The organism is Enterobacter sp. MGH 24, from assembly GCF_000493015.1.
Lineage (GTDB): Bacteria > Pseudomonadota > Gammaproteobacteria > Enterobacterales > Enterobacteriaceae > Enterobacter.
In genome coordinates, this window is the sequence record NZ_KI535657.1 from 262,459 (window position 1) to 281,001 (window position 18,543).

Sequence of the window (18,543 nt, forward strand, 5' to 3'; positions counted from 1 at the left end):
TGAGAGAACAATGACAGTGAAATACAAAACGGTCATCACCAAAGCCGGTGCAGTTAAGCTGGCCGCAGCGACCGTACCTAACGGTAAAAAAGTGAATTTTACGGCGATGGCCATCGGCGACGGTGGCGGCACGCTGCCGGTGCCTGACCCGAACCAGACAAAGCTCGTCAAAGAGGTCTGGCGTCACGCGCTGAACAAAATCAGCCAGGACAATAAAAACAAAAATTATGTCGTGGCGGAGCTGCTTATCCCGCCGGAGACCGGCGGTTTCTGGATGCGTGAAATGGGGCTTTATGATGATACCGGCACGCTGATTGCGGTCGGTAACATGGCCGAAAGCTACAAGCCAGCGCTGGCAGAGGGGTCAGGCCGTGCGCAGACCGTGCGTATGGTCATCATGGTAAGCGACATCGAGTCGGTCGAGCTCACGATTGACACCTCAATGGTGATGGCAACGCAGGACTACGTTGACGACAAGCTCGCGGAGCATGAGCAGTCCCGCCGTCACCCTGACGCCACGCTCACAGCAAAGGGTTTCACGCAGTTAAGCAGTGCGACCGACAGCACGTCTGAGAGCGTCGCAGCAACGCCGAAAGCGGTAAAGGCGGCGTATGACCTTGCTAAGGGGAAATATACGGCTCAGGACGCCACCACGGCGCAAAAGGGTATCGTGCAGCTCAGTAGCGCGGTAGACAGCGCGTCTGAGAGCGTCGCAGCGACGCCAAAAGCCGTAAAAGTGGCAAACGATAATGCAAATGGCCGTTTACCGCTGGCGGGCGGCTGGCTGACAGGCGGGTTTGGAATTAAAACCTCTATTGGCAGCGTGTCGTTTGGGGTGGGTAACTCTGATGTATATATCGCTAACGGTGCGTCGAATAAGTTTCTGCAACTGAAGCATACGGGCGAGCTGAAGTATGACGATAAGGCTATCTACCATGAAGGGTATAAACCCACCGCCGATGATGTCGGCGCGTTACCGGCCAAAGGTACAGCGGAAGCCGCAAAGAAACTCGCCACCGCGCGAAAAATTGCCGGAGTGGATTTTGACGGCACCAAAGATATCAGCCTGAAAACCACGAATCTGGATGATGCGGGTACGGCGGCCACAAAAGATGTGACCACCTCCAATATCGATACCACTGGCGGGCGGGTCTTGAGGGTGGGTGATTTTGGTGTTGGTGCGGTGGCAGGAGTCGGCCTGACTGATGCTAATAATATCAATTTTAATGGTTTTTTCAGAATGAGCGCCGAGGGTATTCATGGCCCGGTTGCGAATCAGGCCTCAGAGCTGATTCATTGCCAGTATGACCAGAATACCGGCCGTCAGATTGGCTGGCGTGCAGGTCGCCCGGATGAACCATTGCGCCACCGCACAAAAATGAACGGTGAGTGGCAGGGCTGGATTAAGCTCTACGATTCAAATAACCCGCCTACGGCTGATGAAGTCGATGCCGTTTCAGCGACAAAGGGCGGCACGTTCCAGAAAGAGGTTATGTTCTCGGAAGGCGTGAAAATCAGGAACGCAACGGGGATTTATCAGGGTGAGGATGCCGTCGGCTTTTCCAGTAATAACCTGCTGCTGAAATCATGGAACGGTATCGGATTCTATTGCACCCTCACCGGCAGTGAGGGCGTCACGGTCTTTGTCGATACCCGTGGCGGGCATGTGGAGGCGAGAGGCCAGATTAAGCCGGGCAGCTATGAGAATTTCGATAACCGGTTTTATACCAAGTCGCTGGCTAACAGCACTTTCCAGAAGGTCAATACCGCATCAAAAGGGTCACGCGGGTGGTTTAAAGATTCAAACACGGGAATGATTTTTCAGTGGGGGATTGAGAGCGTTAGCGGGGCAACCACGCGGACATTCAGTTTCCCGGTTTCGTTTCCGACTGGTTGCGCATCGTTGACGGTATCAAACAACATCGAGCGAACGGCTGGCGAAAACTCAATGACGGGATTTATTAAATCGGCATCACAATATTCCCTGTCAAATACTGCCGCAACAGATCGCCAGTTATGCTGGTTTGCAATTGGTTATTAGGAAGATAAAAGATGAATTATTATTTTTCGAAAACAACGCTGGGTTTTTATTGCGATGAGGTGAATAAATCCACTCCTGCTGATGCCGTGGAAATCAGTGAAGAATCATACTTTTCGCTGCGTGAGGGGCAATCCACGGGAAAAGTGATTGCCGCTGACGAGGCCGGAAACCCCATTTTAGTCGACCCGCCGGAGCCCTCGGCTGATGCGCTCATTGCACTGGCTGAAGAAACCCGGACTGCACTGATGGCTGAGGCTAACGCCAGAATCACGCCGCTGCAGGATGCTTACGAGCTCGGGATTGACACCGGGGAAGAGGCTGAATTGCTCACCCGCTGGAAGCGTTACCGGGTGATGTTAAACCGACTCGATATCAGCGCGGCGCCATCAATAGAATGGCCTGAAAAACCAGTCTGACCCGAGCCCTCCACCCGGAGGGCTTTTGTTTGTTGTTTCATTCCCCCACCAACGGCATTGCATCGCACCCGTGAAGCACACAACAGAAAATAGTCGCACCCCTTAACCACGGAGTTAAACAGATGGGCGACTATCATCACGGCGTCGAGGTCATCGAGATTAACGATGGCACGCGCACCATTTCCACCGTCTCGACGGCCATCATCGGCATGGTCTGCACGGCCAGCGATGCTGACGAAAAGACGTTTCCACTTAACGAGCCGGTGCTGATTACCAGTGTGCAAACAGCTATCGGTAAAGCCGGGAAAAAAGGCACGCTGTCAAAATCCCTGCAGGCCATCGCCGACCAGTGCAAGCCGGTCATTGTGGTGGTGCGCGTTCCCGAAGGTATCGACGACCCGGAAGACCCGGAAGCGGCGCAGAAAGAAACCATTTCTAACATCATTGGCACGACCGATGAAAACGGCAAATACACCGGGCTGAAAGCGCTGTTAACGGCGAAAACCGTCACCGGCGTTAAACCGCGCATTCTCGGCGTGCCGGGACTGGATACGCAGGAAGTGGCGACCGCGCTTGCGTCGACCTGTCAGAGCCTGCGCGCGTTCGGCTACGTGAGCGCGTGGGGTTGCAAGACCATTTCCGAAGCGATCGCCTATCGGGAAAACTTCAGCCAGCGCGAGCTGATGGTCATTCACCCTGATTTTCTGGCATGGGACACCACGACGAACGAAACCCAGACCGCATGGGCGACCGCCCGCGCGCTCGGCATGCGTGCCAAAATCGACCAGACAATCGGCTGGCACAAAACGCTGTCTAACGTCGGCGTGAATGGCGTCACCGGCGTCAGCGCCTCGGTCTCATGGGATTTGCAGGAGCAGGCCACCGACGCCAACCTGCTGAATCAGGCCGGGGTGACAACGCTCATCCGCAACGACGGCTTTAAATTCTGGGGCAACCGCACCTGCTCAGATGACCCGTTATTCGTGTTTGAAAATTACACCCGCACGGCGCAGGTGCTGGCCGACACGATGGCTGAGGCGCACGCGTGGGCGATGGATAAGCCCGTTTCCGCAACGCTCATCCGCGACATCGTCGCCGGTATCAATGCCAAATTCCGCGAGCTGAAAAATAACGGCTATATCGTTGACGGCTCCTGCTGGTACGACCCGGAGTCAAACACCGTGGAAACCCTGAAAGCCGGGAAGCTGTATATCGATTACGACTACACCCCAGTCCCGCCGCTGGAAAACCTGACCCTGCGCCAGCGCATCACCGATACCTATCTGGCAGACCTGTCAGACTCGGTCAATAGCTAAGGAGCTCAGAGCATGGCGTTACCACGCAAACTGAAATACCTGAACATGTTTAACGACGGTCTCAGCTACATGGGCGTCGTTGAATCCGTCACCCTGCCAAAGCTGACCCGAAAGCTTGAGAAATATCGCGGCGGCGGGATGCCGGGCTCGGTGTCGATTGACCTCGGCCTCGACGATGACGCGCTGTCGCTTGAGTGGACGCTGGGCGGCCTGCCTGACGTTGAGCTGTGGGCGCAGTACGCGTCACCGGGGGCGGATAGCGTGCCGCTGCGCTTCACCGGCTCATTCCAGCGCGATGACACCGGCGCTATTTCTGCCGTTGAGGTGGTCATGCGTGGCCGTCATAAGGAGTACGACGGCGGCGAAAACAAACAGGGCGAAAGCGGCACGACCAAAATCGCGACCGAGTGCTCGTACTACCAGCTCACGATTGACGGCAAAGAGGTCATTGAGATTGACGTCGTCAACATGGTGATGAAAGTCGACGGCGTCGACCGTCTCGCTGAGCACCGCCGGGCGATTGGCCTGTAACCCCTTAACCGGTCAGCCAGGCTGGCCGGTCACTTACTCACGTTCAAAGAGAGCAACATCATGGAAAACATTAACGAAACTGCCACCACCGAAACCGAAAACTCAAACATTGTGATCCTCGATAACCCCGTCCTGCGCGGTGAGCAGAAAATCGAACAGGTGACCGTCACTAAACCCAACGCGGGAACCCTGCGCGGCGTGAGTCTGGCGTCGCTGGCAAACTCTGACGTCGACGCGCTGATTAAGGTGCTGCCGCGTATGACGTACCCGGCGCTCACCGAGCATGAGGTCATGCGTCTGGAAGCGTCAGACCTGATTTTATTTGCCGGTAAGGTGGTCGGTTTTTTGTCGCCATCTTCGGCTCGCTGACCTTCCCGGATAACCTTTCGGTCGATGACCTGATGGCGGATATCGCAGTGATATTTCACTGGCCGCCATCAGAGCTAAATTCCCTGAGCGTGGCCGAGCTCATCACATGGCGCGAAAAGGCGCTGCAGCGAAGCGGACACCACCATGAGCAATAACGTCAGGATTGAGGTACTGCTGAACGCAGTAGACCGGGCAAGCCGACCGCTTAAAGCTATCCAGACTGCCAGCAAGACCCTTGCTGGCGATATCCGCACTTCTCAAAACAGCCTGCGCGATCTGAATGCGCAGGCATCCCGAATTGACGGATTCAGGAAAGCGAGCGCACAGCTTGCCGTGACAGGCCAGTCGCTTAACAAGGCGAAACAGGAAGCCGCCGCGCTGGCCGTCCAGTTTAAAAACACGCAGAACCCTACAACCGCGCAGGCGCGCGCGATGGAGGCGGCAAAGAAATCCGCCGCTGACCTGCAGCTCAAATACAACAGCCTCAGGCAGTCGGTACAGCGCCAGCGCACCGAGCTCGCGCAGGCCGGGATTAACACCCGTACTCTGTCGGCGGATGAGCGCCGCCTGAAAACCAGTATCAGTGAAACGACTGCGCAGCTCAACCGGCAGCGCGAGGCACTGGCGCGGGTCAGCCAGCAGCAGGCGCGACTGAGTCGCGTTAAAGAGCGTTATCAGGCCGGTAAATCCCTTGCCGGAGGCGCTGCAGCGGCTGGCGCGGCGGGTGTCGGATTCGCCACGGCGGGAACGATGGCCGGGGTGAAGTTGATGATGCCGGGCTATGACTTTGCACAGAAAAACTCTGAGCTGCAGGCCGTGCTCGGGGTCGATAAACAGTCACCCGAAATGGAGGCGCTGCGCAAACAGGCGCGCCAGCTCGGTGACAATACTGCTGCGTCTGCAGATGATGCCGCAGGCGCGCAAATTATTATCGCGAAAGCTGGCGGTGACGCTGCCGCAATACAGGCAGCGACGCCTGTCACACTCGATATGTCACTGGCTAACAGAAGGTCTATGGAGGAGAACGCCCAATTACTGCTTGGAACAAAAGCGGCGTTTCAACTGCAGAATAGTGACGTTAGCCATGTTGGCGATGTGCTATCAGCCACGATGAATAAATCTGCTGCTGACTTTCAAGGGCTCAGTGATGCTTTGACATATCTCGGGCCGGTAGCAAAAACCGCCGGGGTAAGTCTTGAGCAAGCTGCAGCAATGACCGGTGTGCTGCATGACAACAATATCAGAGGCTCAATGGCTGGTACTGGTAGCAGTGCTGTCGTCAGCCGGTTGCAGGCACCAACCGGGAAAGCGTGGACAGCACTCAAAGAGCTGGGAGTTAAGACCTCTGATAGCAAGGGCAATATGCGCCCGGTATTTAGCATCCTGAAAGAAATTCAGGCGAGTTTCGATAAGCACAAACTCGGTAACGCGCAGCAGGGGGAATATCTCAAAACAATTTTCGGAGAGGAAGCCCTTAAATCGTCAAACGTGTTACTCGCTGCTGCTGCGAGCGGCAAGCTCGATAAGCTCACTGCAACACTGAAAGCCTCAGACGGGAAAACAGCTGAGCTGGTCAAAATCATGCAGGACAACCTCGGGGGCGACTTCAAAGAATTTCAGTCAGCTTATGAGGCCGTCGGCACAGACCTATACGACCAGCAAGATAGCTCTCTACGAAAATTAACCCAAACAGCCACACGGTACGTTTTACAACTTGATGACTGGATCAAAAACAATAAGGAACTTGCGGAAACCATCGGCATCATCGCAGGTGGTGCAATGGCAATAATTGGCATCGTCGGGGCAATAGGTCTGGTCGCCTGGCCGGTTATTACCGGCATTAATATGTTAATAGCCGGTGCATCGCTGCTAGGAACGATTTTCTCGGTGGTGGGTGGTGCCATTATGGCCGTGCTCGGGGCACTTACCTGGCCGATTGTGGCTATTGGCGTTGCCATCGTCGCCGGTGCGCTGCTTATCCGCAAATACTGGGAGCCAATAAGCGCGTTTTTCTCAGGCGTAATGGAAGGGTTAAAACAGGCTTTTGCCCCGGTAGTGGAATTATTCGAACCGTTAAAGCCGGTTTTTGACTGGCTGGGTGACAAACTTAAAGCGGCGTGGCAGTGGTTTAAAGACCTGATCGCACCGGTTAAATCGACGCAGGAGACGCTCGACAGCTGCAAAAATGCGGGTGTGATGTTCGGTAAGATGTTGGCCGAAGCGCTGATGTTACCGCTCAAAAGCTTTAATACATTGCGCACCGGCGTTAACTGGTTACTGGAAAAGCTCGGGGTTATCAATAAAGAATCGACCGACCTTGACCAGAAGGCCGCAAAAGCCAATGCCGCCACCGGCTCGCAAAATGAATCTTATATTCCGACAACCTCAACATATGGCGGCTATCAGGCATATCAGCCGGTAACGGCGCCGACTGGTAAGACTTACGTCGACCAGAGCAAGCCAGAATATAACATCAACCTGAATGGTGGCATCGCGCCGGGCAGCGACCTCGACCGTCAGCTGCGTGAGGCTGTCGATAAACTCGACCGTGAAAACCGTGCGCGTCAGCGCTCAAGTATGCGTCATGACTCAAGGGGATAAAGCATGTTAATGGTTTTGGGTTTGTTTGTGTTTGAGCGCCGCACGCTGCCTTATCAGTCTATGCAGTATTCGAAGGATTACCGCTGGGCGTCAAACGACCGTATCGGCAAGCCACCGGCTTACCAGTATCTCGGGGAAGGGGAAACCACGCGCACGCTGTCGGGCGTGCTCTATCCCGAAATTACCGGCGGACGTCTGTCACTGACCGCCATCGAGCTGATGGCAGACGAGGGGCGCGCGTGGCCGCTGATTGACGGAACGGGCATGATCCACGGCATGTATGTCATCGACAAAGTGACGCATACGCACACCGAGCTATTCAGCGACGGAGCGGCGAGAAAAATCGAGTTTAGCCTGTCCCTTAAGCGGGTCGATAAATCGCTGGCGGCCATTTATGGCGACCTGAAAACGCAGGCCGACAATCTGGTCACGTCTGCCGGTGACTGGCTGGGAGGGCTGGCAGGATGATTACAGGAATGGATATTCAGGCCGGGGCGAAGATAGCCCCGGCGTTTATGCTCAAGCTGGATAACGAGGATATCACGCAGGATTTTAGTGACCGCCTTATCAGCCTGACCATGACCGACAATCGCGGATTCGAGGCCGACCAGCTCGATATCGAGCTCGATGACACTGACGGTCAGATAGCTTTGCCACCGCGCGGCGCAACGTTGACGCTGTGGTTAGGCTGGCAGGGATCCGCGCTGATAAAAAAAGGGACGTTCACGGTCGATGAAATCGAGCACAGGGGCGCACCTGATACGCTGACCATCCGGGGTCGAAGCGCCGATTTTCGCGGGACGCTGAACTCTCGCCGGGAACAGTCATGGCATGACACCACGCTCGGGCAAATTGTGGAGACGATTGCGGCACGCAATAAGCTGACGGCCAGCGTGGCCGACACGCTGAAAGCAGTCGCCGTGCCTCACATTGACCAGTCGCAGGAATCCGACGCGGTGTTTCTGTCCCGCCTGGCTGACCGGAACGGGGCGTCGGTTTCGGTAAAAGCAGGGAAACTGTTATTCCTGAAAGCGGGGAGCGGTAAGACGGCCAGCGGTAAGCCTATTCCGCAGATGACGCTTGAGCGCGCCGACGGCGATCGTCATCAGTTTGCCATTGCTGACCGGGAAGCCTACACAGGCGTGACGGCAAAATGGCTGCACACCAAAGACCCGAAGCCGCAAAAGCAAAAGGTTAAGCTCAAGCGTAAGCCCAAAGAGAAGCACCTCCGAGCGCTGCAGCACCCGAAAGCGACAAAAGCACCGGCAAAGACTAAAGCCAAAAAAGAGCAGGAAGCGCGCGAGGGTGAGTACATGGCCGGTGAGGCTGACAACGTGCTGGAGCTAACGACCATCTACGCGACTAAGACGCAGGCTATGCGCGCAGCTCAGGCGAAGTGGGACAGACTGCAGAGAGGGGTTGCGGAGTTTTCAATCTCACTGGCGATTGGCCGGGCTGATTTATTCCCTGAAACGCCAATTGCCGTAAAAGGGTTTAAGCGCGTCATAGACGATCAGGCGTGGATAATCAGCCGTGTGGTGCATAACCTCAACGGGAATGGCTACACCACGGATTTAGAGCTTGAGGTTAAGATTTCGGATGTTGAGTACGAGCAAGTCAGCGATTAAACAATGCAAACTTTATCTTGCAAATGCAAATTTGCGGTTTATCATCCCGACTAGGTCATGAGAGGGGGATATAAATATGATGCACTGTCCATTATGCCAGGACGCTTCACACGCAAGGTCAAGCCGGTATTTAAGCTCTGAAACAAAAGAGCGTTATCACCAGTGCCAAAACATAAACTGTGGCTGTACTTTTGTGACACACGAAACACTTGCAAGGTACATAGTTAAGCCAGGTGAAGTGGTGCCAGCCCCGCCCCACCCCTCAAAATACAATCAGGGTAGTCTGTGGCTTTGAACCTGCTCCGGCAGGTTTTTTTATTTCTATCGCCAAAGCGTTAATCTCTGCCGCCAATTTGCCGCCATCGCCAATAAAAAAGGGGCTAGCATTACGCTAACCCCTTGTTTTCTACAAGCTTTCGGATGTTGCGAAAGCGCGTTATTAGTTCAGACGCTCTTTAATACGAGCAGACTTACCAGTACGCTCACGCAGGTAATACAGTTTAGCTTTACGTACAGCACCACGACGTTTAACAGCAATGCTGTCAACTACCGGAGAGTGAGTCTGGAAGACACGCTCAACGCCTTCGCCGTTGGAAATTTTACGAACAGTGAATGCAGAGTGCAGACCGCGGTTACGAATAGCGATAACCACGCCCTCGAATGCCTGCAGACGTTTTTTGGAACCTTCAACAACCCATACTTTCACTTCCACGGTGTCACCTGGACGGAAGGAAGGTACGTCTTGCTTCATCTGCTCTTGTTCAAGTTGCTTAATAATGTTGCTCATAATTTAATCTCTTATCCTGGGTAAACTGATATTCGGGAGCGTATTACGCATTCCCATCATGTTCATGCTGCTGGTGCGCGTGTTCAGTTTTGAACTCGGCCAGCAACTTTGCTTGCTCTTCAGTCAGAGCCAGGTTTTCCAGAAGTTCAGGTCTTCTAAGCCAGGTTCGGCCCAGCGACTGCTTCAAACGCCAGCGACGTATCTCGGCATGGTTTCCAGACAGTAACACCGCCGGTACTTCCATCCCTTCTAACACTTCAGGACGAGTATAGTGTGGACAGTCCAGCAACCCATCGGCAAAGGAATCTTCCGTTGCCGAAGCTTCATGGCCCAGAACCCCCGGAATGAACCGGGCGACGGAGTCAATCAGCGTCATTGCGGGTAACTCACCACCGCTGAGAACGTAATCGCCGATAGACCATTCTTCGTCAATCTCGGTTTGAATTACGCGCTCATCTATCCCTTCGTAGCGCCCACAGACCAGAATCAGCTTTTGATTCGTCGCCAGTTCGCTCACGCCCGCTTGATCAAGCTTGCGTCCCTGAGGTGACAGATAAATCACCTTTGCGCCTTCACCTGCCGCGGCTTTTGCTGTGTGAATGGCGTCCCGTAAGGGTTGCACCATCATTAGCATCCCCGGTCCGCCGCCGTAAGGACGATCGTCCACGGTACGGTGCCGGTCATGAGTAAAGTCACGAGGACTCCAGCTCTGGATGCTCAGCAGGCCATTCTTTACTGCCCGGCCAGTTACCCCGTAATCGGTAATCGCGCGGAACATTTCAGGAAACAGGCTAATTATGCCAATCCACATAGCGCCGTCTTTTACCGTTTATCCGGAGAATTTAAAAACCAGGATCCCAATCTACTTCAATGGTTTGAGTAGTGAGATCGACTTTCTTGATAACCTGTCCATCGAGGAACGGAACCAACCGCTCCTTGATGCCAAATGCATCTTTCAGGTTTGCCTTAATGACGAGAACGTCATTTGACCCGGTTTCCATCATATCGATGACTTTCCCCAGGCTGTAGCCTTCAGTAGTGACTACCTGGCAACCCATAAGGTCTTTCCAGTAGTAGTCGCCCTCTTCCAGCTGTGGCAACTGCGACGAATCCACGACAATTTCACAATTAGTCAGCGCATTCGCGGCATCACGATCGTCAATGCCTTTCAGCTTGATGATGATGTCCTGATTGTGGTGACGCCAGCTTTCCAGCTCGACCTCTTCCCACTTACCGCCTTTCTGGATAAACCAGGGCTGGTAATCAAAAATGCTATCAGCGTCTTCAGTGGAGGAAAACACTCTGAGCCAACCACGGATACCGTAGCAAGAACCCATTTTTCCCAATACGATCGGTTCAACAGGTGCTTTATTGCTCATCATGACCACCGTGACAGATTAAGCTGCTTTGTTTGCTGCTTTGATCAGCGTAGCAACGCGATCGGAAACAGTAGCGCCCTGGCCAACCCAGTGAGCGATACGATCCAGATCCAGACGAGTTTCTTCTTCTGCGCCAGCGGCCAGTGGGTTGAAGAAACCAACGCGCTCGATGAAGCGACCGTTGCGTGCATTACGGCTGTCAGTCACAACAACCTGGTAGAACGGACGCTTTTTAGCGCCGTGACGTGCTAAACGAATAGTTACCATAACATCCTCTTGTGTGAATAAAACAACCGGGCCCCATCGAGGAACGGAGCCCGGGTGTCATATTAAAAGCCCGAAAATTTTACTCATTTTCGGGCAAAAAGCAATCTCAAAAGCGATTAACGCCCTGGAAAACCGGGAGGCATCATCCCTTTCATACCGCGCATCATCTTCGCCATGCCGCCTTTCTTCATTTTCTTCATCATGCGTTGCATGTCGTCGAACTGTTTCAGAAGGCGGTTAACGTCCTGCACCTGCATGCCGCAACCGGCTGCGATACGGCGTTTACGGGAACCTTTGATGATGTCCGGGTTAGCGCGTTCTTTGAGGGTCATCGAGTTGATGATCGCCTCCATACGCACCAGCACCTTGTCATCCATTTGCGCTTTCACGTTGTCAGGGATCTGGCCCATGCCCGGCAGTTTGCCCATCAGGCTGGCCATGCCGCCCATGTTTTTCATCTGACGCAGCTGCTCAAGGAAGTCGGTGAGATCGAAACCGTCACCTTTTTTCAGCTTGCTGGCCAGCTTCTCGGCCTGCGCGCGGTCAACCTTGCTCTCGATATCTTCGATCAGCGACAGCACGTCGCCCATGCCGAGAATACGGGAGGCAATACGGTCCGGGTGGAACGGCTCCAGCGCTTCGGTTTTTTCGCCCACGCCGAGGAACTTGATCGGCTTACCGGTGATGTGACGAATGGAGAGCGCCGCACCGCCGCGGGCGTCACCGTCAACTTTGGTCAGCACCACGCCGGTTAACGGCAGCGCTTCGTTAAACGCTTTCGCGGTATTCGCCGCATCCTGGCCGGTCATGGCGTCGACAACGAACAGGGTCTCTACCGGGTTGATAGAGGCATGCACCTGCTTGATCTCGTCCATCATCGCTTCGTCAACGTGCAGACGACCGGCGGTATCCACCAGCAGCACGTCGTAAAATTTCAGCTTCGCTTCTTTCAGCGCCGCGTTAACGATGTCGACAGGCTTCTGCGCCACATCGGACGGGAAGAAATCCACGCCGACCTGCTCGGCCAGGGTTTCCAGCTGTTTGATCGCCGCCGGGCGATAGACGTCCGCAGAGACCACCAGCACTTTCTTCTTGTGCTTTTCACGCAGGAACTTACCCAGCTTACCGACGCTGGTGGTTTTACCCGCACCCTGCAGGCCCGCCATCAGCACCACGGCCGGCGGCTGAGCCGCCAGGTTAAGCACCTGGTTCTCTTCGCCCATCGCCGAAACCAGTTCATTACGAACGATTTTGACGAACTCCTGACCCGGGGTCAGGCTCTTGTTAACTTCATGACCAACCGCCTTCTCTTTTACGCGGTTGATAAAATCACGAACAACCGGCAACGCGACGTCTGCTTCCAGCAGCGCCATGCGCACTTCGCGCAGCGTTTCCTTGATGTTCTCTTCAGTAAGGCGTCCGCGGCCGCTGATGTTGCGCAGCGTGCGCGACAAACGATCGGTTAAATTATCAAACATTGTCTCTCGCCTGAGTAGAAACGTTGGGCCGCCATGGGCGACACATACACAGAATTTTGCCGGAGTATAACATGAAGGCGCCTTTGTTGTTATGCAACGGTTGGAGCAGGCGTCACGTAACGTTATACTGCTTCTCTTTCTTATTAAGACAACTGTCGATGCCTATATGCCTGTTTTCGCACTGATCGCCCTTGTTGCCTATTCTGTCAGCCTCGCGCTGATCGTTCCTGGACTGCTGCAAAAAAACAGCGGCTGGCGGCGCATGGCTATTCTTTCCGCGGTGATCGCACTGATTAGCCACGCGTTTGCGCTGGAATCACGCATCATCCCCGGCGACGGCAGCGTGCAAAACCTGAGCGTCCTCAACGTCGGCTCGCTGGTCAGCCTGATGATCTGTACGGTAATGACCATCGTCGCGTCTAAAAATCGCGGCTGGTTGCTGCTGCCGATTGTGTACACCTTCGCGCTGATCAATCTGGCGCTCGCCACCTTTATGCCTAATGAATTCATTACGCATCTGGAGGCTACCCCGGGGATGCTGGTCCACATCGGCCTGTCGCTCTTTGCCTACGCGACGCTTATCATCGCCGCGCTTTACGCCATGCAGCTCGCCTGGATTGACTACCAGTTGAAAAACAAAAAGCTGGCGTTTAACCATGAGATGCCGCCGCTGATGGTCATTGAGCGTAAGATGTTCCACATCACCCAGGTGGGCGTAGTGCTGCTGACGCTGACGCTCTGCACGGGCCTGTTTTACATGAAGAACCTGTTCAGCGTGGAGAATATCGATAAAGCAGTGCTCTCCATCATCGCGTGGTTTGTCTATATTGTCCTGTTATGGGGCCATTATCATGAAGGCTGGCGCGGTCGTCGCGTGGTCTGGTTCAACGTCGCGGGTGCGGGCATTCTCACCCTTGCCTATTTTGGCAGCCGCTTCATACAGCAATTTGCTGGCTAAGTAACAAAAGGAGTTCCCCCTGGAACACATCTCTACCACCACGCTGATCGTTACGCTGATCGTCATGGTGGTCATCTCCGCCTATTTCTCCGGCTCGGAAACCGGCATGATGACCTTAAACCGCTACCGGTTACGTCATCGTGCTAAACAGGGTAACCGTGCCGCACGTCGCGTTGAAAAACTGCTCCGCAAGCCGGATCGCCTGATAAGCCTGGTGCTCATCGGCAACAACCTTGTCAACATTCTGGCCTCCGCCCTCGGCACTATTGTCGGGATGCGCCTGTACGGCAACGCCGGGGTGGCGATTGCTACCGGCGTGCTGACGTTCGTGGTGCTGGTGTTTGCCGAAGTGCTGCCGAAAACCATCGCCGCGCTTTACCCTGAGAAAGTCGCCTACCCGAGCAGCTTCCTGCTGGCACCGCTGCTGATCCTGATGATGCCGCTGGTCTGGCTGCTGAACATGGTGACGCGCGTACTGATGCGGATGGTGGGGATCAAAGCCGATGTGACCATCAGCAGCGCGCTCAGCAAAGAAGAACTTCGTACCATCGTGCATGAATCCCGCTCGCAGATCTCCCGGCGCAATCAGGACATGCTCCTGTCGGTGCTGGATCTGGAAAAGGTGAGCGTAAATGACATCATGGTGCCGCGTAACGAAATCGTCGGTATCGACATCAATGACGACTGGAAAGCCATCGTCCGCCAGCTGACGCACTCCCCGCACGGGCGCATTGTGCTTTATCGCGACTCGCTGGATGACGCCATCAGCATGCTGCGCGTGCGCGAAGCCTACCGCCTGATGACCGAGAAAAAAGAGTTTACCAAAGAGGTGATGCTGCGCGCCGCCGATGAGATTTACTACGTGCCGGAAGGCACCCCGCTCAGCACGCAGCTGGTGAAATTCCAGCGCAACAAGAAGAAGGTCGGCCTGGTGGTCAATGAGTACGGCGATATTCAGGGGCTGGTGACGGTCGAAGATATTCTGGAAGAGATTGTCGGGGACTTTACCACGTCAATGTCGCCTTCCCTCGCGGAAGAGGTCACCCCGCAAAACGACGGCTCGGTGCTGATTGACGGAAGCGCGAACATTCGCGAACTCAACAAAGCCTTTAACTGGCATTTGCCGGAAGATGAGGCTCGCACAATTAACGGGATGATTCTGGAGGCGCTGGAAGAGATCCCGGCGGCGGGCACGCGGGTGCGCATTGAGCAGTACGATATTGATATCCTGGACGTGCAGGACAACATGATTAAGCAGGTGAAAGTCCTGCCCGTTAAACCCCTGCGCGAAAGTATCGCTGAGTAAGGCTGTAGGCCGGGTGAGGCGAACGCCGCCACCCGGCACTACGGATGGCAAATTACGCTTTCGCTTTCGCCACGGTCACCATCGCAGCGCGAATGGTACGGCCGTTCAGGGTGTAACCTTTCTGCATCACGCCCAACACTTTACCGGCTTCTACCTCTTCGGACTCCACCATGGCAATCGCCTGGTGAACGTTTGGATCCAGCGGAACGTTGGTATCGGCAATCACTTCCACGCCAAACTTGCGCACTACGTCGAGCATGGATTTCAGCGTCAGTTCGATACCTTCGATCATCGCCGCGTTGTCCGGATTCGCTTTGTCAGCCACTTCCAGCGCGCGATCGAGGCTATCAATCACCGGTAGCAGTTCGTTGACGAATTTCTCCAGCGCAAATTTATGCGCCTTCTCTACGTCCTGCTCGGTACGGCGACGCAGGTTTTCCATTTCCGCCTTGATGCGCAGAACACCATCGCGTTCGCGATTCTGTGCTTCTACCAGCTGGGCTTCCAGATTCGCAATTTTTTCATCGCGCGGGTCCACCTGCTCAGCAGATGCGTCTGGCTCTACAGCCTCAACTTCATCGTGCTGTTCCGTGATAATTTCTTCAGGGGCTTGCCCCTCAGGCGTTTTCTGTTCTTTACTACTCATGAATTTCTCCGCGTTTTTCTGCATTCATCTCGCTAACTTCGCTTATTATGGGGATCAGTTTCCGGGATTCAAGGGAACAAGACAGATTGTCATCATTCATCAGGCACAAGGACCTCCAGAAAATGAATAATCATTTCAGGTGTATTGGGATCGTCGGGCATCCGCGTCACCCTACCGCATTGACGACACATGAAATGTTGTATCGCTGGTTGTGTAGCAAAGGCTATGAAGTGATGGTCGAGCAGCAGATTGCTCAGGAGCTGCAGCTGAAGAGCGTCAAAACCGGCACGCTGGCAGAGATTGGTCAACAGGCCGATCTCGCCGTGGTAGTGGGTGGCGACGGCAATATGCTTGGCGCGGCCCGCACGCTGGCGCGCTATGACATTAAGGTCATCGGCATCAACCGTGGTAATCTCGGCTTTTTAACCGACCTCGACCCGGACAATGCCCAACAGCAGCTGGCCGACGTGCTGGAAGGCCACTATATCAGTGAAAAACGCTTTTTACTGGAAGCGCAGGTATGCCAGCAGGACTGCCAGAAGCGCATCAGCACCGCAATAAATGAGGTGGTCCTTCACCCCGGTAAAGTGGCGCACATGATCGAGTTCGAAGTCTATATCGATGAAATCTTTGCCTTCTCCCAGCGTTCTGACGGGCTGATTATCTCCACCCCGACCGGCTCAACCGCCTACTCGCTTTCTGCCGGCGGCCCGATCCTGACGCCTTCGCTGGATGCCATTACCCTGGTGCCAATGTTCCCGCACACGCTCTCCGCCCGCCCGCTGGTGATCAACGGCGACAGCACGATACGTCTGCGCTTCTCGCACCGCCGTAACGACCTGGAGATCAGCTGCGACAGCCAGATAGCGCTGCCGATCCAGGAAGGTGAAGATGTACTGATTCGGCGGTGTGATTACCACCTGAATCTGATTCACCCAAAAGACTACAGCTATTTCAATACATTAAGCTCGAAGCTTGGCTGGTCAAAAAAATTGTTCTGATTTTGCATCCAGTACTTTACTGTATATAAAACCAGTTTATACTGTATGAAAACACAGTTATGGTTTTTCATACAGGAAAACAATTATGCTGGCACAACTGACCATCAGCAACTTTGCCATTGTTCGTGAGCTTGAGATCGATTTCCACAGCGGCATGACGGCGATCACCGGGGAAACCGGTGCAGGTAAATCCATTGCCATTGATGCCCTCGGCTTGTGCCTTGGCGGCCGCGCAGAGGGCGATATGGTGCGCATGGGCGCAAACCGTGCCGACCTGTGCGCCCGTTTCTCCCTGAAAGACACCCCTGCCGCCCAGCGATGGCTGGAACAGAACCAGCTCGAAGATGGACGTGAGTGTTTACTTCGCCGCGTGATCAGCAGCGATGGTCGTTCACGTGGCTTTATCAACGGCACGGCGGTTCCGCTTTCCCAGCTTCGCGAACTCGGCCAGCTGCTTATCCAGATCCACGGGCAGCACGCGCACCAGCAACTCGTCAAACCAGAACAGCAGAAAGCGCTGCTGGATGGCTATGCGGGTGAGTACGCGCTTACTCAGCTTATGGCGGAGCACTATCGCCAGTGGCATCAGAGCTGCCGCGAGCTCGCCCAGCATCAGCAGCAAAGCCAGGAGCGCGCCGCGCGTGCGGAGCTGCTGGCGTACCAGCTCAAAGAGCTGAACGAATTCAACCCGCAGCCGGGTGAATTTGAGCAAATCGACGAAGAGTACAAACGCCTGGCGAACAGCGGTCACCTGCTCTCAACCAGCCAGAATGCGCTCAGCCTGCTGGCGGATGGCGAAGACGTTAATCTGCAAGGCCAGCTGTATAATGTCCGGCAGCTGATTACCGAGCTGGTCGGCATGGACAGCAAACTTTCTGGTGTCCTGGATATGCTGGAAGAAGCAGCGATTCAGATCTCCGAAGCCAGTGACGAACTGCGCCACTATTGTGAACGTCTGGATCTCGACCCGAACCGTCTGTTTGAGCTGGAGCAGCGCATCTCCCGTCAGATTTCACTGGCGCGAAAGCACCACGTCACGCCGGAAGAACTGCCGGGCTACTATCAGTCTCTGCTGGAAGAACAGCAGCAGCTTGACGATCAGGCTGATTCGCAGGAAACCCTCTCTCTGGCGGTGAACCTGCACCATGAACAGGCGCTGGCAACAGCACAAAAGCTGCATGACATCCGTCAGCATTACGCTCTGGAACTAAGCCAGCACATCACCGACAGCATGCACACGCTGGCGATGCCGCACGGCGTCTTCACCATTGATGTCCGCTTTGAAGAGAACCACCTGACGGCGGAAGGTGCTGACCGCATCGAGTTCCGCGTCACCACTAACCCGGGTCAGCCGCTTCAGGCAATTTCTAAAGTCGCCTCCGGTGGTGAAATGTCGCGTATTGCGCTGGCGATTCAGGTGATTACCGCGCGTAAAATGGAAACCCCGGCGCTGATTTTCGATGAAGTGGATGTCGGCATCAGTGGCCCAACAGCGGCGGTGGTGGGTAAACTGCTGCGCCAGCTAGGCGAATCAACGCAGGTGATGTGTGTCACCCACCTGCCGCAGGTCGCGGGCTGTGGTCATCATCACTTTATCGTCAGCAAAGAAACCGACGGTGAAATGACCGAAACGCACATGAAGCCGCTGGATAAACGTGCGCGCCTGCAGGAGCTGGCACGCCTGCTCGGCGGCAGCGAAGTCACCCGTAATACGCTCGCGAACGCGAAAGAACTGCTGGCGGCATAAACTTTTTCGGGATCTCAGGGTCATACAGAACAACAAAAACGCCGCCAGACCGGTTTCAAAGTGGGGCAAGGT

The 18,543-nt window shown here is 54.8% G+C and carries 20 protein-coding genes; 14 read left to right on the forward strand and 6 right to left on the reverse strand.

Annotation, left to right across the window (positions count from 1 at the left end):
* Positions 1-10 precede the first annotated feature (10 nt).
* From L370_RS20470 to L370_RS22390, 10 genes are all read left to right on the forward strand, one after another.
* A complete protein-coding gene (locus L370_RS20470) occupies positions 11-2,041 on the forward strand; it encodes a phage tail-collar fiber domain-containing protein (protein WP_023333112.1) in 2,031 nt (676 codons plus the stop codon).
* Between the two features lie 11 nt (positions 2,042-2,052).
* Positions 2,053-2,457 carry a tail fiber assembly protein gene (locus L370_RS20465; RefSeq protein ID WP_023333113.1) on the forward strand — a complete coding sequence of 135 codons (405 nt, stop codon included), beginning with the start codon at positions 2,053-2,055 and terminating at the stop codon, positions 2,455-2,457.
* Between the two features lie 122 nt (positions 2,458-2,579).
* Complete coding sequence (locus L370_RS20460) at positions 2,580-3,773, forward strand: phage tail sheath protein (RefSeq protein WP_023333114.1); 1,194 nt, start codon at positions 2,580-2,582, stop codon at positions 3,771-3,773.
* 12 nt (positions 3,774-3,785) lie between these two features.
* Positions 3,786-4,304 carry a phage major tail tube protein gene (locus L370_RS20455; protein WP_023333115.1) on the forward strand — a complete coding sequence of 173 codons (519 nt, stop codon included), beginning with the start codon at positions 3,786-3,788 and terminating at the stop codon, positions 4,302-4,304.
* Between the two features lie 60 nt (positions 4,305-4,364).
* A complete protein-coding gene (locus tag L370_RS20450) occupies positions 4,365-4,673 on the forward strand; it encodes a phage tail assembly protein (protein WP_023333116.1) in 309 nt (102 codons plus the stop codon).
* Complete coding sequence (locus tag L370_RS22385; protein WP_316326018.1) at positions 4,670-4,828, forward strand: GpE family phage tail protein; 159 nt, start codon at positions 4,670-4,672, stop codon at positions 4,826-4,828. Before L370_RS20450 ends, L370_RS22385 begins: the two co-directional genes overlap by 4 nt.
* Positions 4,818-7,274, forward strand: a complete 2,457-nt coding sequence (locus tag L370_RS20445; protein WP_023333117.1) for a phage tail tape measure protein — start codon at positions 4,818-4,820, stop codon at positions 7,272-7,274. The genes L370_RS22385 and L370_RS20445 overlap by 11 nt, the downstream gene beginning before the upstream one ends.
* A 3-nt stretch (positions 7,275-7,277) precedes the next feature.
* Complete coding sequence (locus tag L370_RS20440) at positions 7,278-7,742, forward strand: phage tail protein (protein WP_023333118.1); 465 nt, start codon at positions 7,278-7,280, stop codon at positions 7,740-7,742.
* Positions 7,739-8,902: a phage late control D family protein gene (locus L370_RS20435; protein WP_023333119.1), complete on the forward strand. Its 1,164-nt coding sequence runs from the start codon at positions 7,739-7,741 to the stop codon at positions 8,900-8,902. The genes L370_RS20440 and L370_RS20435 overlap by 4 nt, the downstream gene beginning before the upstream one ends.
* Before the next feature lie 76 nt (positions 8,903-8,978).
* A complete protein-coding gene (locus tag L370_RS22390) occupies positions 8,979-9,197 on the forward strand; it encodes a DNA-binding transcriptional regulator (protein ID WP_071787422.1) in 219 nt (72 codons plus the stop codon).
* A 144-nt stretch (positions 9,198-9,341) separates the two neighbouring features.
* On the opposite strand, the gene rplS is transcribed toward L370_RS22390, so the two are convergent.
* The 5 genes from rplS to ffh all read right to left on the reverse strand — a co-directional run bounded on the left by rplS (position 9,342) and on the right by ffh (position 12,813).
* Positions 9,342-9,689, reverse strand: a complete 348-nt coding sequence (gene rplS / locus L370_RS20430; RefSeq protein WP_002914145.1) for a 50S ribosomal protein L19 — start codon at positions 9,687-9,689, stop codon at positions 9,342-9,344.
* Positions 9,690-9,732: 43 nt separating this feature from the next.
* Positions 9,733-10,500 (reverse strand): tRNA (guanosine(37)-N1)-methyltransferase TrmD, encoded by a 768-nt coding sequence (gene trmD, locus L370_RS20425; protein WP_014832949.1) that lies wholly within the window; start codon positions 10,498-10,500, stop codon positions 9,733-9,735.
* A gap of 31 nt (positions 10,501-10,531) precedes the next feature.
* Positions 10,532-11,071 carry a ribosome maturation factor RimM gene (gene rimM / locus L370_RS20420; protein WP_032640972.1) on the reverse strand — a complete coding sequence of 180 codons (540 nt, stop codon included), beginning with the start codon at positions 11,069-11,071 and terminating at the stop codon, positions 10,532-10,534.
* A 15-nt stretch (positions 11,072-11,086) separates the two neighbouring features.
* A complete protein-coding gene (rpsP, locus tag L370_RS20415) occupies positions 11,087-11,335 on the reverse strand; it encodes a 30S ribosomal protein S16 (protein ID WP_003863133.1) in 249 nt (82 codons plus the stop codon).
* 116 nt (positions 11,336-11,451) lie between these two features.
* Positions 11,452-12,813, reverse strand: coding sequence for a signal recognition particle protein (ffh, locus tag L370_RS20410; RefSeq protein ID WP_014884878.1), 1,362 nt, complete (start codon positions 12,811-12,813; stop codon positions 11,452-11,454).
* Positions 12,814-12,979: 166 nt separating this feature from the next.
* Here ffh and L370_RS20405 point away from each other — a divergent pair, with 166 nt between their 5' ends.
* On the forward strand, positions 12,980-13,771 hold the full coding sequence (locus tag L370_RS20405; protein ID WP_014884879.1) for a cytochrome C assembly family protein: 792 nt from the start codon (positions 12,980-12,982) through the stop codon (positions 13,769-13,771).
* Positions 13,772-13,790: 19 nt separating this feature from the next.
* Positions 13,791-15,077: an HlyC/CorC family transporter gene (locus tag L370_RS20400; protein ID WP_032640969.1), complete on the forward strand. Its 1,287-nt coding sequence runs from the start codon at positions 13,791-13,793 to the stop codon at positions 15,075-15,077.
* A 52-nt stretch (positions 15,078-15,129) separates the two neighbouring features.
* Here L370_RS20400 and grpE read toward each other — a convergent pair whose 3' ends face one another.
* Positions 15,130-15,723 (reverse strand): nucleotide exchange factor GrpE, encoded by a 594-nt coding sequence (gene grpE / locus L370_RS20395; RefSeq protein WP_023333122.1) that lies wholly within the window; start codon positions 15,721-15,723, stop codon positions 15,130-15,132.
* Between the two features lie 122 nt (positions 15,724-15,845).
* On the opposite strand from grpE, the gene nadK reads away from it, so the two are divergent.
* Both nadK and recN read left to right on the forward strand, forming a co-directional pair.
* Positions 15,846-16,724, forward strand: a complete 879-nt coding sequence (gene nadK, locus L370_RS20390; RefSeq protein ID WP_008502500.1) for an NAD(+) kinase — start codon at positions 15,846-15,848, stop codon at positions 16,722-16,724.
* 85 nt (positions 16,725-16,809) lie between these two features.
* Positions 16,810-18,471, forward strand: a complete 1,662-nt coding sequence (recN, locus tag L370_RS20385) for a DNA repair protein RecN (RefSeq protein ID WP_023333123.1) — start codon at positions 16,810-16,812, stop codon at positions 18,469-18,471.
* Positions 18,472-18,543 lie beyond the last annotated feature (72 nt).

What these genes read in the sequence shown, in the direction of transcription:
- L370_RS20435 (WP_023333119.1), top strand. Translation starts at nt 7,739, where the DNA reads ATGATTACAGGAATGGATATTCAGGCCGGGGCGAAGATAGCCCCGGCG.
- L370_RS20460 (WP_023333114.1), top strand. Translation starts at nt 2,580, where the DNA reads ATGGGCGACTATCATCACGGCGTCGAGGTCATCGAGATTAACGATGGC.
- trmD (WP_014832949.1), bottom strand. Translation starts at nt 10,500, where the DNA reads ATGTGGATTGGCATAATTAGCCTGTTTCCTGAAATGTTCCGCGCGATT.
- nadK (WP_008502500.1), top strand. Translation starts at nt 15,846, where the DNA reads ATGAATAATCATTTCAGGTGTATTGGGATCGTCGGGCATCCGCGTCAC.
- L370_RS20450 (WP_023333116.1), top strand. Translation starts at nt 4,365, where the DNA reads ATGGAAAACATTAACGAAACTGCCACCACCGAAACCGAAAACTCAAAC.
- rimM (WP_032640972.1), bottom strand. Translation starts at nt 11,071, where the DNA reads ATGATGAGCAATAAAGCACCTGTTGAACCGATCGTATTGGGAAAAATG.
- grpE (WP_023333122.1), bottom strand. Translation starts at nt 15,723, where the DNA reads ATGAGTAGTAAAGAACAGAAAACGCCTGAGGGGCAAGCCCCTGAAGAA.
- L370_RS22390 (WP_071787422.1), top strand. Translation starts at nt 8,979, where the DNA reads ATGATGCACTGTCCATTATGCCAGGACGCTTCACACGCAAGGTCAAGC.
- L370_RS20465 (WP_023333113.1), top strand. Translation starts at nt 2,053, where the DNA reads ATGAATTATTATTTTTCGAAAACAACGCTGGGTTTTTATTGCGATGAG.
- L370_RS20445 (WP_023333117.1), top strand. Translation starts at nt 4,818, where the DNA reads ATGAGCAATAACGTCAGGATTGAGGTACTGCTGAACGCAGTAGACCGG.
- rpsP (WP_003863133.1), bottom strand. Translation starts at nt 11,335, where the DNA reads ATGGTAACTATTCGTTTAGCACGTCACGGCGCTAAAAAGCGTCCGTTC.
- L370_RS20470 (WP_023333112.1), top strand. Translation starts at nt 11, where the DNA reads ATGACAGTGAAATACAAAACGGTCATCACCAAAGCCGGTGCAGTTAAG.
- rplS (WP_002914145.1), bottom strand. Translation starts at nt 9,689, where the DNA reads ATGAGCAACATTATTAAGCAACTTGAACAAGAGCAGATGAAGCAAGAC.
- L370_RS20455 (WP_023333115.1), top strand. Translation starts at nt 3,786, where the DNA reads ATGGCGTTACCACGCAAACTGAAATACCTGAACATGTTTAACGACGGT.
- recN (WP_023333123.1), top strand. Translation starts at nt 16,810, where the DNA reads ATGCTGGCACAACTGACCATCAGCAACTTTGCCATTGTTCGTGAGCTT.
- L370_RS20405 (WP_014884879.1), top strand. Translation starts at nt 12,980, where the DNA reads ATGCCTGTTTTCGCACTGATCGCCCTTGTTGCCTATTCTGTCAGCCTC.
- L370_RS20440 (WP_023333118.1), top strand. Translation starts at nt 7,278, where the DNA reads ATGTTAATGGTTTTGGGTTTGTTTGTGTTTGAGCGCCGCACGCTGCCT.
- ffh (WP_014884878.1), bottom strand. Translation starts at nt 12,813, where the DNA reads ATGTTTGATAATTTAACCGATCGTTTGTCGCGCACGCTGCGCAACATC.